General features: G+C 36.2%; 23 protein-coding genes and 4 tRNA genes. 11 read left to right on the top strand and 16 right to left on the bottom strand.

The features are described 5' to 3' along the window. The first annotated feature begins 14 nt into the window (after positions 1-14). Complete coding sequence (locus FW781_RS12420; RefSeq protein WP_149387723.1) at positions 15-1,208, top strand: cell surface protein; 1,194 nt, start codon at positions 15-17, stop codon at positions 1,206-1,208. A 28-nt stretch (positions 1,209-1,236) separates the two neighbouring features. Continuing rightward, positions 1,237-3,495, top strand: coding sequence for a DUF5074 domain-containing protein (locus tag FW781_RS12425; protein WP_149387724.1), 2,259 nt, complete (start codon positions 1,237-1,239; stop codon positions 3,493-3,495). A gap of 165 nt (positions 3,496-3,660) precedes the next feature. Here the strand turns inward: FW781_RS12425 and FW781_RS12430 are convergent, their stop codons facing one another. The 9 genes from FW781_RS12430 to FW781_RS12470 form a co-directional block, all read right to left on the bottom strand. Next, on the bottom strand, positions 3,661-4,449 hold the full coding sequence (locus FW781_RS12430; RefSeq protein WP_149387725.1) for a T9SS type A sorting domain-containing protein: 789 nt from the start codon (positions 4,447-4,449) through the stop codon (positions 3,661-3,663). Positions 4,450-4,663: 214 nt separating this feature from the next. Next, positions 4,664-5,437 carry a T9SS type A sorting domain-containing protein gene (locus FW781_RS12435; protein WP_149387726.1) on the bottom strand — a complete coding sequence of 258 codons (774 nt, stop codon included), beginning with the start codon at positions 5,435-5,437 and terminating at the stop codon, positions 4,664-4,666. Between the two features lie 345 nt (positions 5,438-5,782). Continuing rightward, a tRNA-Glu gene (locus FW781_RS12440) sits at positions 5,783-5,854 on the bottom strand. A 65-nt stretch (positions 5,855-5,919) separates the two neighbouring features. Beyond that, positions 5,920-5,991: transfer RNA gene (locus FW781_RS12445), tRNA-Glu, on the bottom strand. Between the two features lie 81 nt (positions 5,992-6,072). Continuing rightward, positions 6,073-6,144, bottom strand: a tRNA-Glu gene (locus FW781_RS12450). A gap of 10 nt (positions 6,145-6,154) precedes the next feature. Next, complete coding sequence (gene rpsT, locus FW781_RS12455) at positions 6,155-6,409, bottom strand: 30S ribosomal protein S20 (RefSeq protein WP_002983073.1); 255 nt, start codon at positions 6,407-6,409, stop codon at positions 6,155-6,157. A 66-nt stretch (positions 6,410-6,475) separates the two neighbouring features. Further along, complete coding sequence (locus FW781_RS12460) at positions 6,476-6,796, bottom strand: hypothetical protein (protein ID WP_047380487.1); 321 nt, start codon at positions 6,794-6,796, stop codon at positions 6,476-6,478. Between the two features lie 361 nt (positions 6,797-7,157). After that, positions 7,158-7,229, bottom strand: a tRNA-Glu gene (locus tag FW781_RS12465). A gap of 59 nt (positions 7,230-7,288) precedes the next feature. Further along, complete coding sequence (locus FW781_RS12470; RefSeq protein ID WP_149387727.1) at positions 7,289-8,575, bottom strand: N-acetylmuramoyl-L-alanine amidase family protein; 1,287 nt, start codon at positions 8,573-8,575, stop codon at positions 7,289-7,291. 53 nt (positions 8,576-8,628) lie between these two features. Between FW781_RS12470 and FW781_RS12475 the strand changes: the two genes are divergently transcribed. The 3 genes from FW781_RS12475 (at position 8,629) to FW781_RS12485 (ending at position 12,180) form a co-directional block, all read left to right on the top strand. Next, entirely contained in the window at positions 8,629-11,214 is a 2,586-nt protein-coding gene (locus tag FW781_RS12475) for a putative LPS assembly protein LptD (RefSeq protein WP_149387728.1), read from the top strand. A gap of 130 nt (positions 11,215-11,344) precedes the next feature. Further along, positions 11,345-11,725 (top strand): RidA family protein, encoded by a 381-nt coding sequence (locus FW781_RS12480; RefSeq protein WP_027380362.1) that lies wholly within the window; start codon positions 11,345-11,347, stop codon positions 11,723-11,725. Then, positions 11,725-12,180, top strand: coding sequence for a hypothetical protein (locus FW781_RS12485; RefSeq protein ID WP_149387729.1), 456 nt, complete (start codon positions 11,725-11,727; stop codon positions 12,178-12,180). Before FW781_RS12480 ends, FW781_RS12485 begins: the two co-directional genes overlap by 1 nt. 68 nt (positions 12,181-12,248) lie before the next feature. Here the strand turns inward: FW781_RS12485 and FW781_RS12490 are convergent, their stop codons facing one another. Continuing rightward, complete coding sequence (locus tag FW781_RS12490; RefSeq protein WP_149387730.1) at positions 12,249-13,784, bottom strand: trypsin-like peptidase domain-containing protein; 1,536 nt, start codon at positions 13,782-13,784, stop codon at positions 12,249-12,251. Positions 13,785-14,146: 362 nt separating this feature from the next. Here FW781_RS12490 and trhO point away from each other — a divergent pair, with 362 nt between their 5' ends. Together trhO and FW781_RS12500 are read left to right on the top strand one after the other, a co-directional pair. Continuing rightward, entirely contained in the window at positions 14,147-15,508 is a 1,362-nt protein-coding gene (trhO, locus tag FW781_RS12495; RefSeq protein ID WP_149387731.1) for an oxygen-dependent tRNA uridine(34) hydroxylase TrhO, read from the top strand. Positions 15,509-15,579: 71 nt separating this feature from the next. Continuing rightward, a complete protein-coding gene (locus tag FW781_RS12500; RefSeq protein WP_149387732.1) occupies positions 15,580-16,155 on the top strand; it encodes a 5-formyltetrahydrofolate cyclo-ligase in 576 nt (191 codons plus the stop codon). On the opposite strand, the gene FW781_RS12505 is transcribed toward FW781_RS12500, so the two are convergent. Continuing rightward, positions 16,104-16,685: a hypothetical protein gene (locus FW781_RS12505; RefSeq protein ID WP_149387733.1), complete on the bottom strand. Its 582-nt coding sequence runs from the start codon at positions 16,683-16,685 to the stop codon at positions 16,104-16,106. The genes FW781_RS12500 and FW781_RS12505 overlap by 52 nt on opposite strands. Next, entirely contained in the window at positions 16,669-17,850 is a 1,182-nt protein-coding gene (locus FW781_RS12510) for a hypothetical protein (protein WP_149387734.1), read from the bottom strand. The genes FW781_RS12505 and FW781_RS12510 overlap by 17 nt, the downstream gene beginning before the upstream one ends. A 183-nt stretch (positions 17,851-18,033) precedes the next feature. Here FW781_RS12510 and FW781_RS12515 point away from each other — a divergent pair, with 183 nt between their 5' ends. After that, positions 18,034-18,375 carry a hypothetical protein gene (locus FW781_RS12515; RefSeq protein ID WP_047380511.1) on the top strand — a complete coding sequence of 114 codons (342 nt, stop codon included), beginning with the start codon at positions 18,034-18,036 and terminating at the stop codon, positions 18,373-18,375. A gap of 128 nt (positions 18,376-18,503) precedes the next feature. Here the strand turns inward: FW781_RS12515 and FW781_RS12520 are convergent, their stop codons facing one another. From FW781_RS12520 to rmuC, 4 genes are all read right to left on the bottom strand, one after another. Next, positions 18,504-19,271, bottom strand: coding sequence for a TrmH family RNA methyltransferase (locus FW781_RS12520; RefSeq protein ID WP_149387735.1), 768 nt, complete (start codon positions 19,269-19,271; stop codon positions 18,504-18,506). Between the two features lie 20 nt (positions 19,272-19,291). Next, positions 19,292-20,083: a CPBP family intramembrane glutamic endopeptidase gene (locus FW781_RS12525; protein ID WP_149387736.1), complete on the bottom strand. Its 792-nt coding sequence runs from the start codon at positions 20,081-20,083 to the stop codon at positions 19,292-19,294. A gap of 91 nt (positions 20,084-20,174) precedes the next feature. After that, the gene (locus FW781_RS12530) at positions 20,175-21,014 is read right to left on the bottom strand and encodes a LytTR family DNA-binding domain-containing protein (protein ID WP_149387737.1); all 840 of its coding nucleotides are present in this window, start codon (positions 21,012-21,014) and stop codon (positions 20,175-20,177) included. Positions 21,015-21,019: 5 nt separating this feature from the next. Next, positions 21,020-22,525, bottom strand: a complete 1,506-nt coding sequence (gene rmuC / locus FW781_RS12535) for a DNA recombination protein RmuC (RefSeq protein WP_149387738.1) — start codon at positions 22,523-22,525, stop codon at positions 21,020-21,022. 183 nt (positions 22,526-22,708) lie between these two features. On the opposite strand from rmuC, the gene FW781_RS12540 reads away from it, so the two are divergent. The 3 genes from FW781_RS12540 (at position 22,709) to FW781_RS12550 (ending at position 26,350) form a co-directional block, all read left to right on the top strand. Then, positions 22,709-23,383: a response regulator transcription factor gene (locus FW781_RS12540; RefSeq protein WP_149387739.1), complete on the top strand. Its 675-nt coding sequence runs from the start codon at positions 22,709-22,711 to the stop codon at positions 23,381-23,383. Positions 23,384-23,385: 2 nt separating this feature from the next. After that, positions 23,386-24,747: a sensor histidine kinase gene (locus FW781_RS12545; RefSeq protein WP_149387740.1), complete on the top strand. Its 1,362-nt coding sequence runs from the start codon at positions 23,386-23,388 to the stop codon at positions 24,745-24,747. Between the two features lie 328 nt (positions 24,748-25,075). Further along, complete coding sequence (locus FW781_RS12550) at positions 25,076-26,350, top strand: TolC family protein (RefSeq protein ID WP_228720194.1); 1,275 nt, start codon at positions 25,076-25,078, stop codon at positions 26,348-26,350. Positions 26,351-26,353: the final 3 nt, after the last annotated feature.

The following is a 26,353-nucleotide window of genomic DNA, read 5'->3' on the forward strand; positions in this document are numbered from 1 at the left end:
TCAAACTTTAAGAAATGAACATAAATACCTTTACTTATTTAAAAATCGGATTTTTATCTTGTTTCCTGGTAGGAGTTATCGCCTGTAAGCACGATGGTGAAGATGAATTTACCTTTAACGGGCTTGATGATTCCTATTCCATTGAGCGTTTTAAGGTTTTGAGTATTCCTACCAGTGCTTCGGGATCAGTTACGTGGAGTATCAATGATTCTATTATATCTCAAAATTCAGAACTTGAATTTATCAGCCCAACAGCAGATGCTTATCCGTTGACTTTGAAAATTAATAACAAAGGAAACGAGCAGGTTTATCATTCTAAAATCATTGTTACCAAAGAGAAAACACCTTACAGTAAATATATTGCTAAAGTATTGGAATTCCGTCCCGCCGTAGGACAGTTTATGAATGAAATTCCTGAATATTTACCTGGAAACACTACTGCAAATATGCTTCAGAAAGCAAACGAGTCTTTGGTGGGGGGTAATTCTACCATGATCAGTCTGGGAGGCTACGGTGGATATGTTGTTTTCGGTTTTGATCATACCATTCCGAATCTGAACGGAAGAGATTTTAAAGTGCTTGGAAATGCATTCTTTGGAAATGATGCCAGTGATCAGCGTTCAGGATCATGTGAGCCGGGAATTATTATGGTGGCCTATGACAGAAACAAAAACGGAAAACCTGATAATGATGAGTGGTACGAAATAGCAGGAAGCGAATATTTTAAAAATGCAACGGTAAAAGATTACAGTATAACGTATCATAAGCCTGATGAAAATAAAATACCTGTAGCCGGAACCGAATTCTGGCAGACCGATGTGGAATATATCAAATGGAATGACAATCTTGGGAATCAGGGTTTTAAAACAAAAAATACGTTCCATGCGCAAAGCTATTATCCTTTATGGTTTACCGATAGTTCTTATGGCTTTTCGGGTACAAGACTGGCGAACAATTTTTACGATCAGAATGGTGATGGATCCTATTGGGTAGGAAAATCATATGATTTCGGATATGCTGATAATGCTCCGAATAATGATGAAGCCTCAAACATAGATATTTCCTGGGCTGTAGACAGAAACGGAAAATATGTAAAACTTCCGGGGGTAGATTTTATGAAAATATATACAGGAGTCAATCAGGAAGCTGGATGGCTGGGTGAAGTTTCCACAGAAGTGGCGGGAGCCTATGATTTACATTTCAAATAATAATTCAATCTATTTAAATTAATAAAAAATGAAAAAGTTTTATCTTTTTATGATGCTTTTTCTGTTTGCATGTCTATCAAATGCACAGATAAAAGTTCAGGGCGTACCCAGAAATGATATTTCGGGGATCAGCAAGCTTAATACCACTACGATCAGTTTTTCTGATATTCAGTATTGGGTAGGGTCGGGAGCCAATCAGGCTGCTTTTGTAGTACAGTGGAACGACAGTAAAAATCCTGATGCAATGGTTTGGGGATTCAAGTGGGACGGAAATGCTACAGGTGAAGATATGCTTAAAGCTATTGCTAAAGCAGATCACAGACTATACACATTGCTGTACCAGGGAACACAATTTGGATCAGCGGTCGGAGGAATAGGCTTTGACATAAACGGTCAAGGTACCAATGCACTGATCAAAAGTGGAAACACCACTTATCCGTTATATCCGGTAAATGGTTTTGTCAATACAACAGCTTATGATTTTGACAGTTATACCATTGTAGACGCTGCCAATGATCACTGGCAGTCCGGATGGACAGTTAACGGGTATTGGTCTTACTGGGTAAAGAACCCGGCAGATGCTGATTTTGGGTATTCTAGTGTCGGAGCTTCTTCACGTGTATTGGAAAACGGTTCATGGGACGTCTGGAATTTTAATGTAGGCTTTAATAGTACTCCAATTTCATCTACACTTACTCCTGTTTCTCCCTATGTAGCTTCCAACAACTTTACCAGCGGATATTTCATGGTGAACGAAGAATGGTTTGGCCATACTAACGGTTCTGTGAATTTTATTGATAACAACGGTCAGATCAATTACCGTGTGTACAGTAACGCAAACAATAACCATGCTTTCGGTGCAACTACACAATACGGAACCATCTATGGTGATAAATTCTATTTTGTATCAAAACAGGCTGCCGATGGAGGAGATACTCAATATACTCCGGGAGGAAGACTTGTGGTAGCCAATGCGCAGACTATGCAGAAAATTGCCGGATTTAATAACATCGGAGGCGGCGATGGAAGGTCATTTGTAGGAGTAAATGAACATAAAGGATATATCGGTACTTCTACCGGAATTGTTCTTTTCAACATTGATAATTTACAGGTAGGTTCTTTAATTGCCGGAACTGGTGGTAACGGACAGATTGGAAATATGATCCGTACTTCACAATATGTATTCGCAGTGAAGCAGGGAGTAGGAATTTTAGTAATTAATCCTAATACAGATACGGTAGTGAGTACCATTGCCGGAGGTTTCTATTCTGTTGCTCAGGCGAAAGACGGAAGCGTATGGGGAATTCAGGATCAAAAGCTGATCAGCATCAATCCTACTACTTTTGCTACACAGGTTTACAATATCCCTACTACTAAGTATATCGGAGACTGGGGAGCATGGAATGCCGGTAAATTTTCAGCAAGTAATAAAGAAAATGCTTTATACTGGATCAATTCAATCAGCAGCTGGAGTTCAGGAACGCAGATTGTAAGATTTGATGTTACCACGAAAACATTTAATGAAAACTTTGCCGCAATTCCGGGGCAGACAGGACAGTTTAAGCAGATTCCTTACGGTGCGGCTCTTCGTGTAAATCCTATTACCGGAGAACTTGTTCTGAATACAACAGAAAGCGGATACGGTGCGCACTATCAGAAAAACTGGATCCATACTTATAATATGGCCGGAGCTCTTATCAGTACAAAAACTTTGAATGATTACTATTGGTTTCCGGCATTAACGGTATTTACCAATAACTCAGCTCCTGTTGTGAGTAACGTTTTACCTTCACAGGTTACAGTAGGAAATACTACTACGATTGATTTGAAATCAATAGTTTCTGATGCAGACAATATGGCTGTTTCAGTTGTGAAGTCTATCAAATCAAACAGTAATCCTACAGCAGTTTCTGCAGTAATTAATGATAATGATGAGCTGGTTCTGACACCACTTGTTGCAGGTACATCTGATATCGTGATCAAGTTTAACTCAAATGGTAAGCTAGTAGAAAAAACGCTTACAGTAAACAGTACTACTTCAACTTTGGCAACTGCTGAGGTTAAGAGACTTGAATTTGGTATTTATCCGAATCCGGTTACTGATATTCTTATCATTAAAACACAGGAGAAAATCCTGAATGTTTCTATGTATGATGCTTCAGGAAGAGTAGTGAATACACAGCTGAACAACGGACAAATCAATGTAAGTGCACTTCCAAAAGGTATTTATATTTTGAAAGCAATTACAGATAAAGCGGTATACCAGCAAAAAGTAATTAAAAACTAATACTATTTTAGATAGCAAATCTTGTTAATATAACCCTGGCCAAAACTGGTCAGGGTTTTTTTATGAGATGCCAGAAACACTTTGTCATGAAGAATAAGACATTATTCCTATAAAAAACCCGGCAAGCTTGAAAAGCTTGCCGGGTTTGATCTGTTATGGATCTTCTTATTTGATGATCACCTTTTTAGAATAAGTTTTGCCTTCTTTCGTAGTAAGGTTCATGATATATACTCCTTGTGGCTGCTTTGTTTCAAATGTATTTGATGTCAGCTTGGAACGGAATACTTCTTTTCCTGAAGTATTGGTCAGACTAACCTCCGAACCTTGTGCAGAAATATTTTTGTCAAGAGTAAACTGTCCATTCTGACTGTGCGCCATGAAATTGATGAACGGATCTTTGTACTGATAACTATAGTATACTCTAAGTTCTCCGCCAACACTCAGTAATCCTGAATTCACATTGATCTTGACACGGTCAAAAGGAATATTCATGGTAAGTTCAATGTCACCTTTGCTAGGATCTCCGGCTCCAAGGTTGAGGATATCATTGTTAAGACTTTGAGAGTCATTGTTAGATACATTACCATTAAATGTTTCAATTGATATACTTCCCAATACCTGAGCGGATAGTGGAGTGCCGTTTGAACCAATTCCAATAACAAGCTTATTGGTGTTGTTGGCGATATTGGTCGTTGGGAAGATTAACGTCTGTTCCGTTCTCGCCAAAAGACCTACTGAAACCTGAATAGTAGAAAAGTCAGTTTCGTTACTGCCTACCGCATTTTGAGGATTCAATACTCCGCAGCCTAAGCATACTCCCAATACCTGATTGGTTTGGCTGCTGGCATAGGTTTTTACAATCTGTGCAAAAGACATTGTGCTCGTTAAAAATAGAGATGATGCCAAAACTGCAGCTTTCATTGTGCGTTGGCCAAGTAATAAATAAGTTTTCATATGTTGAAAAATTTTGGGTTTTAGCTTTTTTGTAAATTTATAAATAAAATGATTATGTTGATTATTTTATTTCATTTTTATGTGATTTGTTAATAATTAATTTATATTTATGTTTTATGAATTTATTTTGATTAATGATTTTTTTTCATATTTCGTTGAAAATGAAAACAAAAAAATACGGCAGCTTCAAGGTCTGCCGCATTTATTGTATTGCTTATTTAATTATAATTTTTCTGGAATATGTTTTTCCTTCTTTAGTGCGTACATTCATAATATAAACACCTTCAGATTGTCTGGGTTCAAAAGTGTTTGACTGTAATGTGGAATGATACACTTCTTTACCAGAAGTATTGAACAGTGTGACCTCTGAACCTTCTGCCGGAATATTTCCTCCGAGAGTAACCTGACCGTTTTGACTGTGAGCTATAATACTGATCAATGGATCCTGGTAAGCATAATAAATCCTGAATCCGCCGCCAAGACTTAATACACCTCCCGTTAAACCTATTCTTATTCCGTCATAAGGTTTTGTCGGCTTAAACTCTACTGTTCCTCTGTTGGGTATTGCTCCTAACTTAAGAAGACTTACATCTATCGTTCTGCGGTCCTCATTAGAGGTGCCTCCATTCATGGTTTCAAGAGTGACTCCGCTTAATAACTGTACCGATAATGGAATATTGTCTGTTCCGATTCCTACAACCAATCTGGTGTCTGATCTTAAGTCGGGGAAAAGCAGTGTCTGTTGAATCCCGCCTAATAAAGCTGTTCCCAATACCATTGTTGAATAATCATCTTCGTTATACCCAACTGCATTCAAAGGATTCTCTATATGGCATCCCAGGCACGCCACTCCAAATACACCTGAGCTTTGAGCGTGTGCATAAATTCTGTTTTGTGCAAAAGATAATGTGCTGGCTGAAAATAGAAATAAAGCCATTAATCCGGCCTTAAAAGAAAGTCGGTTTCCCAAAGGTAAATTAGTTTTCATGTTATTTATTTTAGTGTGAATAGTTTTAACCAAATTTAAGGATTAATAGGCCAAGTAAAAAATAATATTTCCATTATTGGTGATATTTTAAATAAAATTTAATATCCCCTGTTGTTCGATGATAAAGACGATTGATTGTTTGGATTGTATAAGAAACAGATGCAAAAATTGAAAAGCATCTTTTGCTGATAATATTGAGTGTAATCTAATGGAGAATTCCCAAAATGATAGGGTAGGGTGGTAATTCTGGATATCTGATGATCAAATAGATAAGATATTGCCCGGTAAAGATGGTCTGAATGTATGAGTAAAAACGAAAAAAGGACTTCCGAAAAAGTCCTTTTGTAGCCCGTAGGGGAATCGAACCCCTCTTACCAGAATGAAAATCTGAGGTCCTAACCGATAGACGAACGGGCCCTCTATCTTCCATTACCGAAATAATGTGTTAGTTTTGTTTTTATAAGTGTCAACTCTTAATCTTGTAGCCCGTAGGGGAATCGAACCCCTCTTACCAGAATGAAAATCTGAGGTCCTAACCGATAGACGAACGGGCCGGTTAGATTTATTGTATATAGCTTTTTCTACTGCGATCTTTATAAAACCACCGTTGTTACAGTGGTCTTATAAGATGTAAGTAGCCCGTAGGGGAATCGAACCCCTCTTACCAGAATGAAAATCTGAGGTCCTAACCGATAGACGAACGGGCCAGCTATATTTTTACGCTAATTTATTAACGTGCTTTGTCAATTTGCTTTTCAAGTTAGCCGCTTTGTTCTTGTGGATAATATTTTTCTTAGCTAATTTATCCAATAAAGCGATAACTTTTGGCAGTTGTTCTGTAGCAGCAGCTTTGTTCTCTTCATTTCTTAAAGCTTTTAAAGCTGTTCTAGCAGTCTTGTGGTAATATCTGTTACGAAGTCTTCTAGTTTCGTTTTGTCTGATTCTCTTTAGTGCTGATTTATGATTTGCCATATCGTTTAAATGTGAGTGCAAAACTATAAACTTTTTTTAAAACTACCAAATTTATTTTCAAAAATTTTAATTTTCTTCTGACAGGTACTTTCTTAGTTTATTTATTGCTTGTTCTATTTTTAAATTTTCTTGTTCTTTTTCTAATTTTTTGATCGTATTTCCCAGCATGATCAATGCATTGTTCCATTCTCCAGTGGTGTTGGTGAAAGTGAGTCCGTCAATTGTTACTTCAAAAGCAACCCTCTCTCCAGTCCTGTAAAGTCTGAAACTGATTTTATCATCTCTGCCTGTAATCCCGTCTTCATTGATTTGTAAATCGTAACTTTTTGGGTTAGAGTGGATTTTCTTAAAAAGCAATTTCGCTTCTTGTATTTTTAAATCCGGCATGATATAAAATTTGGTAGCCTGTAGAATACTACAAACAATGATTTATCAATATTATTTTTCATCAGTGCTGCCATATTTGGGTAACCAACCATGGCTGAAATTTTTGCAAATATAATGCTTTTGTCACATATAACATAAATGGAATGAATTTTTACAATAAAAGTAAAGGTTCTATATTATAATGACAGTAATTTTCAGGTTGTTAGAATATAGCTGTTTCTGATAATTTTGCCAGGATACTATAAAAATCCGGAGAATAGTAATCTTAAAGAGCTCTCAGAAAATCCCCAAGTTGGAAATACGATAGAAAATAATCCATAAAAAAACCTTTAACGGATCCGTTAAAGGTTTGTAAGTTAAGTAGCCTATAGGGGAATCGAACCCCTGTTGCAAGAATGAAAATCTTGAGTCCTGACCACTAGACGAATAGGCCAAATTTTGAGGTTGCAAAAGTAATCATTAACTTTTTAACTTCAAAATTATTTTTTTTAATTATTTATAGACTTTCTGTATCACCGTGTTTTTGACACCTTTAGCTTCAAGCTCCTTTTGAAGTTTTGCTGCATCTTCCAACGTATATACTTTTCCATAAGTGTAATAAAAAACGCCATTGTCTTTCTCTCTTTCTACATCTTTCAGGTTCTGAAGGATGTAAGAATTTCCATTCAGTTTATCACCGGAATATACTTCTATGGTGTAGTATCCCATATTAATCCTTTGATTAGGCATAAATCCTACGGCGAAAGCATTTCTGAAGCCTGCATCCTTAGCTGTTTTAAGATTAATATCTTTTACAGAAGCCATATTGGTTACAGCATAGTAATACTTATACTGTCCGTTTTCTTTAAGAGTAAGAATATAGTTCAGGCCTTTCAGGGCAGGATCATTTTCATTGTATTTCGTAGGAGAACTCATGAGTAGAATTCTGAAATCATTTTTCAAAGGAACTTCTGCAGGTTTTTCAGGCTCAGGTTTTCTGACTGAAATAGAGCCTCCGGATTTTCTGTCAACTGCTTTTTTATAATCAATAATAGCATTGTAGATACTTTCTGCAATTTCAGTCTGCCCCTTATCCGAAGCAATATAATGACTTTCCTCAGGGTGGTTGATGAAACCTGTTTCTATCAGCACAGAGGGCATGGCATTCATACGGAGAACGTGAAGGTTCTTCTGGAAAACACCTCTTGAGGAACGTTTATCTTTATTTACAAAGTTATCCTCCACCAATCCTCCCAGTAGAAGGCTAGACTCCAGATATTTGTTCTGCTGAAGTTTTAAGGCAATTAATGATTCCGGAGAATCAGGATTATAAGATCCGAAGGTCTGCTTATCTTTTTCATCCAGAAAGATCACGTCATTTTCCCTTTTGGCTACCTCAAGATTTTCGTTGTTCTGGTTAGGTCCCTGTACGTAAGTTTCTGTACCATAAGCTGTAGGTCTTTGGGAAGAATTACAGTGAATTGATACGAAAAGATCTGCTTTGCTCCTGTTGGCCAGATTGGTTCTGTCAGATAGGGAAGGGTACTCGTCAATCTTACGGGTATATATAACTTTGAAATCTCTGTTTTTCTCTAACATTGCGCCTACTTTTAACGTAATGGCGAGTGTAATGTCTTTTTCAGCGACTCTTCCAATATCGGAATAGGTCCTGTTGGCCCCATGATCACTTCCTCCGTGTCCCGCATCCAGAACGATAGTAAACTTCTTCTGAGAGAAAATAAAGTTGCTGGTAAGGAGAAGGAGAAATGATAAAATTATTTTAAAATTTTGTTTGTGCATCTTACAGTTATAAAAATTATATTAATTTTGGGCCTTAATTATATATAATAAAATTGGCCAAAACCGTCCTCAAAAATATATTACAAATTTTAATTATCCTAATTTTTAACAATTTTTTAGCACAGAAAACTCCTGAAAAATTGCCTAAAAATGCGGTTAATGATACTATTTCCAAAAAGGATACCATAGTTGTAAAAAAAGAAACTCTGGATGATGTTCTTCGCACAAAAGCTGATGATCAGAGAAGAGACATCCCAAAAAAGATGACTTTTCTGAACAAAAATGCGCAGGTGAAGTATCAGGATATGCAGATTGATGCAGATTATATTTCCATAGATGATAATAAAAATCTGATCTACGCCAGAGGTAAACAGGATTCTTTAGGAAAAATCATTGAACCCGTAATTACGACCCAGGCCGGAAAAAAATATGAAACCAACGAATTCAGCTATAACACAAAAACCAAACAGGCGATTGCTTTCAATGCAAGAACAGAAGAAAGTGAAGGGGTAATTATAGCTCAGAAGACCAAAAAATATAATGACTCCGTATTCGCGATGAGAAAAGCGGATTATACCACGGATGATTATTTCATTAAGAAAAAAGATACAGCTGCGGATTATTTTATGAGAGCTTATAATATCAAGCTGATTAAAACTAAAACAAAATCCCAGATCGTTACAGGACCTATCCAGATGTTTATTGAGCAGGTTCCTACCCCTCTTTATCTTCCGTTTGCTATTTTACCGTTTTCAGATAAAAGAGCAGCGGGTATCCTGATTCCAAGTTTCGGGGAAAGGGAAGATGTAGGGTTTTTCCTTAACGGAATAGGGTATTACCAGCCCATTGGTGAACACTTTGATCTTAAAGTTTTGGCCGATATTTATACAAAAGGAAGCTGGAATTTACGTCCTCAGGTGAATTATCAGAAGAAGTACCGTTACTCCGGAAACTTTACAGCGGATATCGGAACGATGGTAAGAGGAATCAAAGGTTTGGATGATTATACTAAAAACAGTACCTATAGAATCAACTGGACGCATTCTCAGGATTCTAAAGCCAACCCTTTCCTTACATTCAGTGCTTCTGTGGATATTGTAAGTACGAAGTTTTATAATAATCCGCTTAATAACAACTATATTTTCAACCAGAATGTATTGAATACCCAGCAGAATTCTACGGTAACCCTTACCAAAAGATTTCTGAAACTGCCGGCAACAATTACAGGAACGGCTTCTTATTCACAGAACTTTGCAACGGGATTGGCAGATCTTCGTCTTCCACAGATGAACGTAGCGATTAACCAGTTTTATCTGTTTAAATCAAGAACTGGAATAAGACAGGGACTTCTTGAAAATATTACAGTGAATACAGGTTTCAACCTTACCAATTTTGTTAATACTCAGGAGAACGAACTGTTTAAAAAAGAAATGTGGGACAAGATGCAGACGGGGCTTAAAAACAATATTGCATTGGCTACCAATACTACTGTGGCAAAATATTTCACATTCAGTTTAAGCGCGAATATTGACAATGCATTGACTACAAAAACACTGAACAGATTCTATGATCCGGTAAAGAATGTAACAGTGGATGAGATTAATAAGAACTTCACAGGATATTCTACATTCTCTACTTCTGCCAGCCTTCAGACTACACTTTTCGGAATGATGAAATTCAAAAAAGGGTCTGCAGTAGAAGCGGTAAGACATATGATGACCCCAAGTGTAAGCTTCACCTATTCTCCGGATTTTTCAAGTCCTAATTTCGGATATTACAAGAATTATTATAATGCAACCGGAGCATTGACTCCTTATTCTATTTTCGAAAAAGGAATTATCGGAAGCCCGTCAAGTGGAATGCAGGGCGCTTTAGGTTTTAATATCGGTAACAATATCGAGATGAAAGTAAAGTCTAAGAGCGATTCTACGGGAGTAAAAAAAATCAAGATATTTGAATCTTTAAACCTTTCAGGAAGCTACAATTTTGCTGCTAATGATCACCCTTGGTCTGTTTTTTCAATCAACGGGCAGTCTTCATTCTTTAATAATAAACTTACGGTAAATACCAGTCTTGCGCTGGAGCCTTATAAAATAGATTTCTCTTCCGGTCAGGATACTGGGGTAAGAACAGAACAATTCGGACATTTCAGTGTACAGGGATTCAATGTTCAGTTATCTTATCCTTTAAGCAGTGAAATTTTTGGAGAGAAAACAGATTATGCTAAAAAGTATTCCTCAAAAGGAGAGATCCGAAATGAAAATTATTATTTTGATGATGATCATTACGCCCGTTTTGATCAGGCATGGACTTTAAACATCAGTGCCAACTATGCCTATTCAAAAGGATTGAGCAAATTTGCCAATAAAATTGCCTCCATAGGATTAGATGGGAGCCTCAAGCTGACTCCTTTCTGGAATATTACGGGAAGTACGCATTATGATATGGTGACTAAGGAATTGGCGTATACAAGAATTGGTTTCTCAAGAGATCAGCGAAGTTTTACGATCAATTTCAACTGGGTTCCTTTCGGGCAATATAAAGTGTATGACTTCTTTATTGGTATAAAAGCCAATATCTTAAGTGATGCACTGAAGTACAAAGACAGAAGCTTTACCCAGCCTAATGCACCTTTCTAATATCAGATTGGCATTTGAGAATATAAATTTTATATTTGCAATCAAAATAAACTCTAATGAAATCACTGCTGACAGGATTTTCTTACTGGCAAAAGTGACGCATATGACCCTAAAAAAATAAATATCCGCTATGAAACAAATAATCAACACAGTTAATGCACCTGCAGCTATCGGTCCTTATTCACAAGCTAATATGGCAAACGGAGTTTTGTATATCTCCGGACAGATTCCTGTAGATCCTGCAACTGGTAAATTGGTAGAAGGAATTGAAAAAGAAACGCACCAGGTAATGAAAAACCTTGAGGCAATTCTTACTGAAGCCGGAATGACTTTCAAAAACGTTGTAAAAGCGACAATCTTCCTTAAGAACATGGATGATTTTGCTGTAATGAATGATATCTATGCTTCTTACTTAGATTCAGAAAGCTATCCTGCCCGTGAAACAGTACAGGTTTCTTGCCTGCCTAAAAATGTGGATATCGAAATTTCTATGATCGCACATCAGGATTAATGAATTTTATAAGAAATACAATTGCGGTTCTGGTAGGTCTTGGCATTGCAGGACTTATTATTACTCTTGGTATAAGGGCTTTTCCGCAATGGGTTACTTTTGAGGCTTTTGCTCCGTTTGAGCATTGGCAGAGGTTTCTTTTCAGTATGAAAGATGATCAGGCATTTTTTGGCTTCCTGTTGTTTATTTCCGGGTTGGGAACAACTATTGGAGGTGTTGCAACGGCTATCATCGTTAAATATGCTAAAGTAGCTTATGCTATTCTGATTGGTTTTATTATGCTTTTTATCGCGATGCTGGATGTGATTATATTTCCTTATCATCCTACATTTTATAAGATTTCTATTTTCCTTACGTTTTTTCCGTTTTCCTGGATTGGGGGTAAGATTGTAGAAGTTATTTATGAGCGGAACAAGCAGAAAAGAATTGCTGAAAAAATGAATAAGCCTAAATAAATAATAAAAAAACGCTGCAGATGTCTGCAGCGTTTTTTGTTGATATGAAAACTGATTTTGTTTTCTGATTAAGGCATTTTAAATCCTTTTGTGTAAATTCTTCCGTAGTCATCTACAAATTTCACCTGTACATTTCCCTGGTATTTATCCAGGATCTTTTCTACATCTTTCTGAGAATTCACAGGCTTGCCGTTTACTTCAATGATGATATAATTGTCTACGATTCCGATTTTAGCCATTTCGCTGCCTTCAGATACGCTTTTGGCAACAACACCACTATTGAGTCCATATTCCGTTTTGAAACGCTCCGTAAGAGGGTCAAATTCAGCTCCGATTTTTTCAGTTACGCTCAGATCAGCTTTAGTTCTCGTAGAAGTGCCTCCTTTCTGGTCTCTAAGCGTTACCGTAGCAGTACCGTCTTTACCATTTCTGGAATACGTTACCTGAACTTTATCACCAGGACGCTTGCTTCCGATTGACATGGAAAGGTCAGCAAAGTCTGTAATATCGTAGTTATCTACTTTAGTAATAATATCTCCTTTCTTCAATCCTGCGTCTTCAGCCCCGCTGTTGTCACCAAATCCTGTAATATAAATTCCGGAACCTACTTTCAGACTCGTCTTGAACTGTTTGTTGTATGAAGTTACCAGCTGGTCATTGGAAAGGTCCAGCGACTGAACACCTAGGAATCCTCTCTGTACAATTCCGAATTTCTTGATATCCTCAACAATTTTTCTGGCTAAGTTAGAAGGAACAGCAAATCCGTATCCCTGATAATATCCTGTAGTAGACTGGATCGCAGAGTTGATTCCGATAAGCTCTCCGTTAGTATTCACCAAAGCTCCTCCTGAGTTACCCGGGTTGATCGCAGCATCCGTTTGAATGAAACTTTCAATAGGATTAGTTGCTTTTCCCTGACCTCCTAAAATTCCGATACCTCTTCCTTTAGCGGAAACAATACCTGCTGTTACTGTAGAGTTTAATCCAAGCGGATTCCCTACTGCAAGTACCCATTGTCCTACATCTATATTGTCAGAATTTGCAAAATTTAGATAAGGAAGGCCTTTTTCTTCAATCTTTAGTAGAGAGATATCCGTATTTGGGTCTGTTCCTACCAAAGTTGCAATATATGATTTTTTGTTGCTTAATACTACTTCCAGCTTGTTGGCACCTGCTACCACGTGGTTATTGGAAATGATGTACCCATCCGGAGAGATGATGACACCAGAACCCATTCCTGATGGCATATTATCAGGAGCCTGTTGTTGCTTCTGTCTCTGCTGTCCCTGGCCTCTTCCCCCGAAAGGATCTCCGAAGAAAAAGTCAAACAAGTCCTGCTCTGAGGCTCTGCTTGCTGTTCTGCTCTGGTAATTTTTGATGGTAACTACAGCCGGAACAGTTGTTTTGGCTGCTTTCACAAAATCGTCACCTACAGCTCCTGTATTCATTCCTGCGAATGAGGTATTAGGTGCTGACGTTGTGAAGTAAGATTGATCACCATTGTTGGAGTTGTGTCCTAAATATTGTATGGCTCCAACGGTAGTAGCTCCGGAAATGACTCCTACTACTGCAAATGGTAATAGTTTTTTTAAAGTACTCTTCATTGTATATCTTTCTTGTTTATTAATTAATTTCTTTTTTATGTTTTTGAGTAAACAAATTTAATGTTAAATAAGTAAGCAATTAGTATGCTATGTTTCAATTTTAACTAAAATTTAACGGCTATTATGTCATTTTATACCTTATGTCATAATTGTTAATGTCAAGGTTAACAAAACTTAAAAAAATATTAAAGAAAATTTGTCACATTATAAAGCATTTTTATGCTCTGTTTTCCATTATTTATTGCCAATTATTCAGTGTTGACCGCTCATTACCTATGAACTGTGATTTGTGTCATAAAGATACTTAATTCAAAAATGATTATCTTTGCAAAAATTTTATTCTCACTTAAAACGTTTATAGCATGCAACTGTATAACACCTTAAGCGCAGAAGAAAGAGCTCAGCTTATTGATGAAGCCGGTAAAGACCGTCTTACTTTGTCTTTCTATGCGTATGCCAAAATTGAAGACCCCAAAAAATTTCGCGACGAATTATTTATAGCCTGGAATGCACTGGATGCACTGGGTCGTATTTATGTAGCAAAAGAAGGAATTAATGCTCAGATGAGTGTTCCTGCGGATCAGTTTGAGGCTTTTCGAAATACGCTGGAAGTGTATGACTTTATGAAAGGAATACGTTTAAATGTCGCTGTTGATCAGGATAACTATTCTTTTTTAAAATTGACAATTAAGGTTAGAAATAAAATTGTTGCTGACGGGTTGAACGACGAAACTTTTGATGTTACCAATAAAGGAATTCACTTAAAAGCTCAGGAGTTCAACAATCTACTTGAAGATCCGAATACAATCGTTGTAGACTTCAGAAACCACTATGAAAGTGAAGTAGGACACTTTGAAGGGGCAATTACTCCGGATGTGGAAAATTTCAGAGAAAGCTTACCGATTATCAATGAACAGTTACAGGATTTTAAAGAAGATAAAAACCTTTTGATGTACTGCACCGGAGGTATCCGTTGTGAAAAAGCCAGTGCTTACTTCAAACATCAGGGTTTTAAAAATGTCTATCAATTGGAAGGAGGAATCATTGAGTATACCCGCCAGATTAAAGAAGAAGGAATAGAGAGTAAATTTATCGGTAAAAACTTTGTATTTGACCACCGTTTAGGGGAAAGAATTACTGATGATATTATTTCACAATGCCACCAGTGTGGAAAACCTTGTGATAACCATACCAACTGCGCTAATGATGCATGTCATCTTCTGTTTATCCAGTGTGATGAATGTAAAGCAGCAATGGAAAACTGCTGTTCTACAGAATGTCTGGATACGATACATCTGCCTTGGGATGAACAGGTGAAGTTAAGAAAAGGACTGCAGGTTGGAAATAAAGTATTCAGAAAAGGAAAGTCTGATGCCTTGAAATTTAAAAATTCAGGAGATCTATCAGATAAGCCTTTAGCAAAAGCAGAAACAAAGAATATCCGCCAAAAGATTGCTGTTAAAAAAGAATTGATTGGAAAGGCAGAACATTATTTCTCAAAATCAAAAATTGCACAGTTCTTAATTGAACATAAAGATTTGTCAGTTGGAGATAAAGTATTAATTTCCGGTCCAACTACCGGAGAACAGGAAGTAGCCATTACTGAAATCTATGCCAATGGTGGCCCTTGTGAAACTGCAAACATAGGAGATCAGATTACTTTTGAGCTTCCATTCAGAGTTCGTTTATCTGATAAACTGTACAGAGTTGTGCAAAACGCATAATCAAAAATAAGCGATAAAGCTGCAAAAGCTTGTCCGGTAAAAATTATTTCAGTTCTGAAAACTTAATAATTATGCTAAAAGCTGAGCTTAGAAAAAAATACACCCAAAAAAGAAAAGCCTTGTCTCCTGATGAGGCTTTCTTGTTATCTGAAAAGATTTTTGAAAATTTTATTCATTATTTTAATCTCAGGGAGGGGGAAAAGGTCCATGTTTTCATCCCGATTCCTGTAAGAAAAGAAATTGATACCCACATTTTTATTCAGTATTTTTTAGCGAAGAATATCCGTGTTTACGTTCCTAAAATTGTAGGCGATAGGCTTATTAATATTGAAATCTTTGAGGATACTGTTTTTGAAACCAGCAGCTGGGGAATTTCGGAGCCTGTTTCCAATGAAGATTCGGGGGAAAATAATTTTCAATATGTCATTACACCATTGCTGTATTGTGACAGAAAAGGAAATAGGGTAGGATATGGGAAAGGTTTTTATGATGGTTTGTTCCAAAGTATATCCGCAGAGACCCAAAAAATCGGAGTCAATTACTTTGACCCCGATGAATATGTGGACGATGTCTGGGAAAATGATATTCCTGTGGACTATTTAGTTACTCCTACTGAAGTACTGTCTTTCTTAAGCGGTTGGGAATAGAAATCTAAAAAGTAGAATTTAAATTCTTTTTTGAGCTTGGAAGTAGACAGCAGTATATATTGTGCGTTCTTTTCAAAGCTTCCCAGGGATCTATTTTTATTATCAAAATATTCCACATTAAACTTGGCATAGTCCAATGTATCTTTTTTATAGAACTCTTTGTAGACATTCAGATTGCTCACCTTTGCTGTTTTTACTTTCATGCTGTCCAGTTCTTTCAGTAATCTTTTAAATGTCAGAGAATCCGGTTTATGGAAGTAGCTTTCCATTTGTGAGTAAATAACGGTATCTATTTCTGTATTTCTGTTTCCGGACAGGTAAAGAGTAGAAAGGTCAAACAGTTCCTGAACTTTCTGTTTGGTAATGGAATTGATGGCCTGCATGCTGTCCATCTGTACTGCAGGATAACTCTTTTCATTGGTGCTGTTTCGCAGCTTATCGAGGTCGCTTACCTCTGAGGTTTTATTATTACAGGCAATAAATAATGTCAGAAGCACGGTGAAAATTAAAAAATTACTTATTCTTTTCATCTGTGGTAGCAATTTTAAATTTGATGGATACAATCTTACCTTTGTTATCCTTTTTCATTTCTATTACATTCAGGTTTTTCAATGAGGTGGTTGGAGTGGTTACCAAAGTGATATATTTCTGCTTATTCAGGCTTTCTATACCATAAGTATCATTGTCATAAACCTGATAGATTACAGCATTATTACTGATCAGGTTTTCCAGCTGATTTCTTTTCTGCTTAATAAGGGCAACCTGTTCATCCGGATTTCCTCCTTTGATGTCTTTTATCGAGAAATAGTACACAGCCATCTTATAATCATCCGGCTTTAATTCTATTTTTTCCTCTTCAGGTGCATTCTCAAGGCTTCTGTTGACTTCCAGGGGCTCGTAGAAAGGAGCGCTGATACGCATTTTTAAATTTTTATCCTTAGTAGAATAATAAAAACACTCACCAGGTTTTATTTTATACATCAATGGAGATTCGTTTTCCTTTACCACCATTATTTCTAAAGTGTTGATTACAGAAACTCCTCTGTCTTTATCGATAAAACAATATTTATAAGTTTTCGAAAAAAGAACGTCTTTAAATCCCAAAAGTCCAGTGATCGTAATTAAAACGGAAGTAACCAATGCCCAGGCGTTCTTTTTGAAGAAATTTTTCTTAGGTGGAACGGATGAAATTTCAATTTGCTGAGTGGTATTGTTATTTTGATTAACTGATTGATTTTCAGTGTTTGATTTTTGTAAATTAGTGTTTTCTTGCGGTGTGTTTTCGACTTTTTTAGGTTGAAATTCATTTTTTTGAATTTCTGGAGCGGCAGAAACAGTTTTTTCTAATTCACTGAGTTCTTCTTCTTCTAAATTTTCATTTTCCTGTAGAAGTTCACCCGCAAAAAGATGCAGTTTCTTGAACTCATACCAAGAGTCGTAACCTGCATAAATACTCAGTAAATTGAGCATGTCTATCCTTGGTAATTTTGTAACCGGTGAACTTTTGAAATAGGTATAAAATGACTTTTCACTGATGTTTCCTTTCGCTTTTTTGCGCAGGTCTTCCTGAAAATATATGATATCAATACCCTTCCACTTGGATATATCATCCTGCGAAGGGGTATGTTCTTTTAAGTATTGACCCTGAACATCCTTTTTTAGCTGTTCAAAGTGTAATAGATCTAAATCTGTCAATTTTTCAAAAAATAATTAAATTGTTGATTATCAGCTATGTTTTTTTGTAAAACTATTTTACAAAGGTATTACAATTATTTTTCATAAACAAATTTTCTAACTGCTATACCTTTGTCTTGTTCAAATAACAGAACAGAAGAAAATTTTATAAAACAATATTAACAAAATTAAATTTAATTTATTATGAAAAAGTCATTATTCGTAGCTGCTATCGCTGCAATCTCTCTAGTTGCTTGTAAAAAAACTGAAGCTACTTCTACTGAAGGAACAACTGATTCTGCTGCTGCTACTGTAGCTGATTCTGCTGCTGTAGTTTCTGACTCTGCTGCTAAAGTTGTTGATTCTGCTGCAACTACTGCTGTAGAAGCTACTAAAGATGCTGCTGCTGCTACTACTGCTGCTGGTGCTGAAGTTGCTAAAGATGCTGCTAAAGGAGCTGGAGAAGCTGCTAAAGGAGCTGCTGATGCTGCTAAAGGAGCTGCTGACGCTGCTAAAGATGCTGCAAAAGACGCTGCTAAGAAATAATTCTAGCATACGCTTAACAATAAAAGAACCGTTTCACTCAGTGAGACGGTTTTTTTATGTTCAGTCATTGCAAGCCAAAAAGCGAAGCAGTCTTATTGGAAATAAAGTCCAGCTTTACTGTACTGTATTTATCCTTTCTTTTGTTTTAAAGATTCATAGCAGGTAATAGCCACTGCATTACTCAGATTTAAAGAATCAATGCTTCCGGCCATAGGAATCAACGTGTTTTTTCCTTTCCCTATCCAGAAATCACTCAATCCCGAATGTTCTGTACCGAATAATACAGCTGAGCGCTGTCTGAAATCTCTCTTATAAAGATCTTCAGCACTTTCATCCATGAGTGTAGTATAGATATTGAAGCCGTTCTTTTGAAGAAATTCCAGTGTTTCTTCATTTTCAGCCTGGTATACCTCCATACCAAAAAGGCATCCTACACTGGATCTGATCACATTAGGGTTGTAGAAATCGGTTTTACCGTCAGCAACAATCAGTGCATCTACTCCAAATGCTTCACAACTTCTTAAAATAGCGCCAAGATTTCCCGGTTTTTCTACGCCTTCAACAATAATTACTGTAGAATTTTCTTTAGGAACAAATGATGAAAGAGGAGTTTCTTTTGCATGGTAGATTCCGATAATTCCTTCGGAACTTCCTCTGTAAGCGATTTTTTCATATACTTTTTCGCTTACATAATGAATTTTTCCGCCAGGAAGAGTTCCTTTAAAGATATTTTCACAGATAAAGAACTCCAGTGGCTCAAAATCATAGTGCATTGCTCTTTCATTTTCCTGCTGGCCTTCTACTACAAAAACTTTTGATTTTTTACGAAACCTGTTGTCAGTAAGGAGCTTAGTGACATTTTTTATTTTTTCGTTTTGAAAACTTTCTATCAACATTCTGCAAAATTATGCAAAATTTATGATTGAACTTCTCTGGTTTTGATAAAAAGGTTTTTCCATGTGATCTCAAAGCGGACTTTATTTTGCCTTTTAAAATAAATGATAAGAGCTGTCACAACGATAATAGAGAATAATTTATAGAGATTTCCATAGAGATTACCGGAAACATTTTCCGAGACATTAAAGATTTCCCAGTACAGATTCATCAGGAAATGCAGAAATATGGGTGTCCACAGATTATATTCAGATTCAAAATACACCCAGGCGAAGAATAAAGATCCAAGAAATGTAATGGCGAATATTTCCATAAGCTCTGTTATATTCTGGCTTTGGTATAAATGTACCTGCGCAAACAGTAAAGATCCGAATAAGGCGGAAGATAAAAACCCAATTCTGGTAAACCGGTATAATGTACCTATAAGAAAAGCTCTGAAGATGATTTCTTCAAAAAAGGCTGAAGATAATGTGTTGATAAACAGGCTTTCAAAAGATATTTTATTAATTACTTTAAAATGAATAAGATATCCGATAAGCATGGGAAGAGTTCCTGTAAACGCTAATGTAAATCCTTTGGGAATCGGTTTGTTTAAAGAAAAAAGATCCAAAATATTTCTTTTGGGTAACAAAATTTTTAAAGTGATAATCAAAGGAATTAAAGTTATCAGATAAGCAGTTACATGTGCTACAGCTTTGCTATGACTTATGTTTTTTGAAAATGCCTGAATGCTTTTAAAAAAGAAAGCATCAAAGAAGTAGTAGGCTGTAAACCCCAAAATAAAGATTAAAAAAAAGCGGATACTGTTACTCATAGTTGTTAAATTTTGAGCAAAAGTGTGGTTTTAAATCTATGCTTTCAGGATAATGTGATGAATGGCAAAGAATAGTGACGAATGACAAAATTTATGAATTCTGCTGCTGTAATTGAGGAATAATTGATGGAATAAAACTTCTTGAAACAGGAATTTCAAAATCAATTTCCGGGAGAATTAATTTATATCCCTGAGCATTTCCTTTAAGATTTTTGACCTTTGTAAGGTTGACAATATAGGAACGGTGGCATTTTTTGACAGCACCGTTTCCGATTTGTTGCAAAGCACCAGATAAACTTATTCTGACCAACATCTTTTTTAAAAGGTTATTCTCTAAGAAATAAAATGTACAATAGTTTTCCATTGACTGAACACATAGAAAATCGTTTTCACTGATGATAAGTTCTGTATTCTGTGCTGCTATTTTCAATAGATTCTGCTGTAATTCCGGAACAGAATCCGGAAGGTGTTGAGAAATATTCCGGGCTGTATTTTCGTGAATATTCTTTAAATAGATATACCGCGATAAAATATATATGATAGAAACTGGAATGCCAACAGCCAGAGAATAGAGGAACATATAAAAATAATTGCCTAAATCAAGTTCTACATGGCTTAGAAATAATGAGTTGTAAAAGTAGGATAGAATGGATCCAACGAACAGGATGAAAATTATTTTTAAAAGCTCCGCACCCATATTCCAGCTGCTGAAACGGGATGTCATAAGATTGGCAATAAAAAAAGCTATTCCGAAAATAATGCAATAGGGGAAAAGCAGTAAAAACTTGTAAGGATGCTGAAAGTTTTCCGTACCAAAAGGCTGAAAAATAATCAGAAACAAATACACCGAAATGCCTGCTCCCAAAGAAGAAACGATAATTTCCTTGAAGGATTCAGACTTCGGATATGGATATGAAGCAAATGAAAACATATCATTTAGGTTTCTGATGGCTCAATAAAACTACTATTGTCTATAAGACTTTGGGGCAGATCTTTTTTATTTTTAATTCCTAATGACTTCAGTTTTTGAGTCTGAATCACAAGGTTGTCATTTCCGGTATGAAGCTGTTTGTAAGCATCGTTGTATACGTTTTTAGCCTGATCAAGGTTTCGGCCTACTTTTTCCAGATTATCCACGAAACCTACAAACTTGTCATAGAGTCTGGCTCCACGTTCTGCAATTTCTATGGAATTTCGGTTTTGATATTCACGTTTCCAAAGATCAGCAATCAGTTTAAGGGAAGTAATCAGGTTACTTGGATTAAGCAAAAGAATTCTTCTTTCATAGGCATAATTCCAAAGATTCTGATCTGCCTGCATCGCTGCAATATAAGCGGGTTCACTAGGAATAAACATCATCACGAAATCCAGTGATTTTCCGTAATCATCGTATGCTTTCTGGCTTAGCTGTGTGATATGGTTTTTGATAGAACCAAGGTGCTGGCTTAGTTTTATAGCGTAAACATCAGCATCGGTTTCATCTACCAGTTCTGTGAAAGCAGTAAGTGAGACTTTAGAATCAATGATGACATTTCTTTCATCCGGATATTTTACAACGGCATCAGGGCGCATTTTCTTTCCGGAGAATTCTGAGAATAAAGCTTTATTGTCCTCATCCCGCAATTCATGTTCCAGAAAATATTCTCTTCCTTTTACCAATCCTGATTTTTCAAGAATACTTTCAAGGATCATCTCACCCCAATTTCCCTGGGTTTTACTTTCTCCTTTCAGCGCACGGGTTAGTTTTTTGGCATCTTCGGAAATCTGCTGGTTCAGCTCTGCAAGTTCTTTCACTTTTTCGGCAAGAGAGAAGCGTTCTTTATTTTCCTTTTCATAGGCTTCGTTGACTTTATTTTTTAAATCAGCAATTTTTTCCTGAAAAGGTTCCAGAATGTTTTTTAAGTTATTTTGATTTAAAGTGGTAAACTTTTCTGTTTTTTCCTCCAAAATCTTATTCGCCAGATTTTCAAACTGAAGTTTAGAGTCTTCCTGTATCTTGACAATTTCTTCTTTCTGGGTATCAAGTGATTGTTGGAGACCTTCATTTTTTGCAGAAAGTTCAGAGTTTTTAGCAAAAAGAGCCTGTTTTTCAAGAATGTGGGTTTCTATCTGAGAATTCTGTCTCTGATTGGTTTGCTTTAATTCCTGGAACTGAATGTTTAAAGAAGAATATTCGGCGGAGATTTTAGAAAATTCACTTTTAAGATCATCCAGAAGATCCTGCTGCAGCATATTGGCTTCTTTCTCTTTGCTGATATTCTGCTGAAGTTCCTGAATCTTCAGGTTTGAATTTTCAAGATCAGACTGGGTTTTTATAGATAAGGTGTTCAGCGAATCATAAGAACTCCTTGAAACCATTGACGATTTCAGTGCAAAATATAATATAACCGCGCCAAGTATACCGCCGGCAATCAACCCAATAATTAAATAAATCATCTCCATCTTCCAAAATTATGAAAAAAGGCCGGAAACTTTATGGGCAATAAGAGTTGTTTGTTCTACTATTTTAAAATATAGATGAAATGTCTGGCCACTATTTGATAGAGCTCCATTACTTCTCTCTTCCAGCCTCCGGCTTCCCTTCTTAATTAGAATACTTATATTTATAGGAAATTTCAGAGAATTATGAATATTTTGTTGGTAGAAGATGATCAAAGAATCAGCAATTTCCTGATTAAAGGCCTTTCCGAGGCCGGATACAATCTCACCCTTGCAGATTCAGGGGAAAAAGCGCGCGAATTTCTTCATACCTATGATTTCGATATTATTTTAATGGACATCATGCTTCCCGGATTGGATGGGATGCAGCTTACGCAAATTATAAGATTTAAAGGAAATTATACTCCGATTTTAGTTTTAAGTGCATTGAACAGTCCGGACGATAAAATCAAAATGCTGGACATGGGAGCTGACGATTATTTATCAAAACCTTTTCATTTTGAAGAACTCATTTCAAGAATTAAAGCTTTAACAAGACGGAATAAACTGAGTTATCAGAAGGAAGATCAATATTTATCTTGCGGAAATATCGTCATTGATACAGACCTTCACAAAGTAACACAGAACGATAAGGAAATTGAACTTTCTCCCACAGAATATAAGCTTTTTACTTTCCTGATGGAGAATAAAAATAAAGTGCTGAGCAGAACCCAGATCTTACATAAGGTGTGGGGTATTGATTTTGATAATACAACGAATGTAGTGGATGTTTATATTTCCTATGTCCGTAACAAGATTGACGAAACGGAACAGAAAATTATTCATACGGTAAAAGGAACCGGATATTTGATCAAAGACTGAAAATGACTCTCAGAAGCAGATTTACCCTTATTTCAAGCCTTTCATTCGGCATTGTTTCTATCATCACATCTGCGGTGATATTCTTTGCCTATTACGATAGCACTAAGATCTTTTATTTTGAAAAGCTTAGAAATACGGCTCTTATTTCTGCCATTTATTATCTTGAAAAAGATGAGCTTCCAAAAGATAGACATGCCCAGATCAAAAAAGAGTATAATCATCTTATTCAAAATAACAGGGTAGCGGTTTACAATCAGAATAACGAAGTTACTTTTGGACATAATGTGAACGATAAGAATATAAAGCTTTCTCATTTGCAGGCTGTGCGCAATAATAAAGGAATACAGTTTATGTCTGATAATCAATTTTATTATGGAATTTTTTATCCGGACAATCAGGGAGACTTTGTTGTTTTTGTAAAATCATCAAACGATTCTTTTCAATCACAGATCCTGAGACTTGCCATTATTATGCTTTCTGTATTGGTGGTTGGTTTGCTGGCGATTTATTTTCTGAGCCGGTATCTTTCAAAAGTGGTTTATAAACCCATTTCCAATGTCGTAAAGCGTATCAATAAAGTAGATTACAATAATATTTCTACGGCAATTACTTCTACCAATACGAATGATGAGATTGAAGATCTTATAAAATCATACAATAAACTGCTGGGTAGAATTTCTGAAAATGTTCTTTTACAGCAGAACTTTATCAATTATGTTTCTCATGAATTTAAAACTCCTCTGGCAGCGATCTCTGGTAATCTGGAAGTTTTTGGGCAAAAAGATCGTACGCCGGAAGAATATAGAGAAGTAGTAAAAGAGTCATTAGAAAATGTTTACGAGATTGAAAATATTTTAAACAATCTTCTCCTGATGTCCGGGATGTCCAAACTGGAATCTTCCCACAAGCTAACGAGAGTAGATGAACTGATCTGGAAAATCTACGAGAAATTAGAACCTAAGGCAAAAGAAAACAATTCATCAATCAAAATACAGCTTCAGGTAACAAAACCTGCTTTGCTGGAATTTCCGGGAAATGAAACGCTGCTATATTTAGCACTATATAATATCGTTGAAAATGCAGTCAAGTATTCCTATGAAAAACCTATAACGGTTGTATTATCAGAGAAAAATAATCAGTTGTATATTGAAGTAAGAGATGAAGGGAGAGGAATTCCGTCAGATGATCTTATGAAAATATCTGAGACTTTCTACAGAGGAAAAAATGTAGATACCGTGAAAGGAAGCGGAATTGGCCTATCGCTTTCAAAAAGTATCTTTGACCATCATCATATTGTTATGAAAATTGATTCTGCTGTGAATCTCGGAACCAATGTTCTTCTGGAATTTCCTGCTCATTCCTGATTTTTTCTCTCGCAGATTTTGCTGATTGAGCAGATTCATGAGCTTAGATTAATTTAAAATCTTATTAAGAACATATTCATAATAACGAAATCTGCGTCATCTGCAAAATCTGCGGGAGTATAAAAGATTCTATAGGAGCGGGTTTTAACCCGCTTACAAAATATATTCAAATCTTCTGGCTTTAGCCAAAACATACCGAATCAAACAATTACCCAGAAATAAAAGACATTCTAATCAAACTCTAATGTTGAACTAACCGAATTTTAATTTTGTTTAAAATTCCCTCTAATATTAGACAAATAGCTTTGTGGTCTTAAATAAGAGACCCTTGAAGAAGCTATTTTTTACACTATTTTATATTCATTGTTTCAGTTTCTTTTCAGCACAGATTTCAGATACTCTGAAAATCGGAAGAAAGGAAGCTGAAACTATTTTTCTGGCTAAAAACCTAGACCTCATTGCACAGAAGCTTGAAATTTCACAGGCTGAAGCAAGAGCTGTCCAGGCTAAATACTGGCCCAATCCCAAATTAAGCATCAGTGAAGTTAATCTGTGGAGAACCTATGATATTGAAGAGCAGCCTGCGCTTATCGGAAACTGGGGAAAAAATACTCAGATTTCTGCTGAGATAGAGCAGGTGATTCAGACTGCCGGTAAAAGACGGAAAAATATCGAACTGCAGAAAATAGAAGTGGAAGGAGAGAAGTACGAGCTGCAGGAAGTTTTGCGTGAGCTTAAAAAGACACTCAGAAATACTATTACTGAGATCCTTTACAATCAGGAACAGCAGAAAATCTATCAGGGGCAGATTGCTTCCATTGAAAAATTAACAAAATCCTATAATAACCAATTAAATCTTGGCAATATCAGCAAGGCTGAATATGTCCGGTTAAAAGCACAGGAAATTGAATTCAAAAAGAAACTGGTTTCCTTAAAACAGGAAATCGAAGATCAGCAGGTTGAGCTTAAGGCTTTATTAATGCTGCCATCCCAATCTTATCTGGTAATATCAGATTCATTTGTGATGCCGGAAAAACAGCTTTCAGAGCTGGAAGTGACCCAGTGGATAGAAAAGGCAAAAGAAAACCGCCCCGATATCATGATCACTAAAAATAAAGAGAAACACGCCGCCAAGAACCTCGAAATTCAAAATGCCATGAAAACTCCAGATGTTGCAGTTTCTATAGGATATGACCGTGGAGGAAATATCATGAAGGATTTTATAGGGCTGGGTGTTTCTATGGATCTTCCCATTTTCGACCGCAACAAAGGAAATATCCAGGATGCTAAGCTTGAAATTGAGAAAAGCAAACTTGAAACCCGAAAAAATATGCTGAAATCCGAGAACGAAATTATCTCTGTTTTCAGAAACTATATCCGTACACAACAGGTTTCAGAAGAAATAGACGGCAATTATGAATCCACACTGGACAGTTTGCTGATAAGCCACGAAAAAAACTTCAGATTAAGAAATATCAGCATGCTGGAATATATGGATTTTCTGGACACCTACATCGGAAATAAAATGATCATCCTGGATACTAAAAAAGAACTTAATCAATACTACGAAAACCTGCAGTATGTTGTAGGACAAGATTTATAAGAT

Origin of the sequence: Chryseobacterium panacisoli (assembly GCF_008274625.1) — a bacterium.
Lineage (GTDB): Bacteria > Bacteroidota > Bacteroidia > Flavobacteriales > Weeksellaceae > Chryseobacterium > Chryseobacterium panacisoli.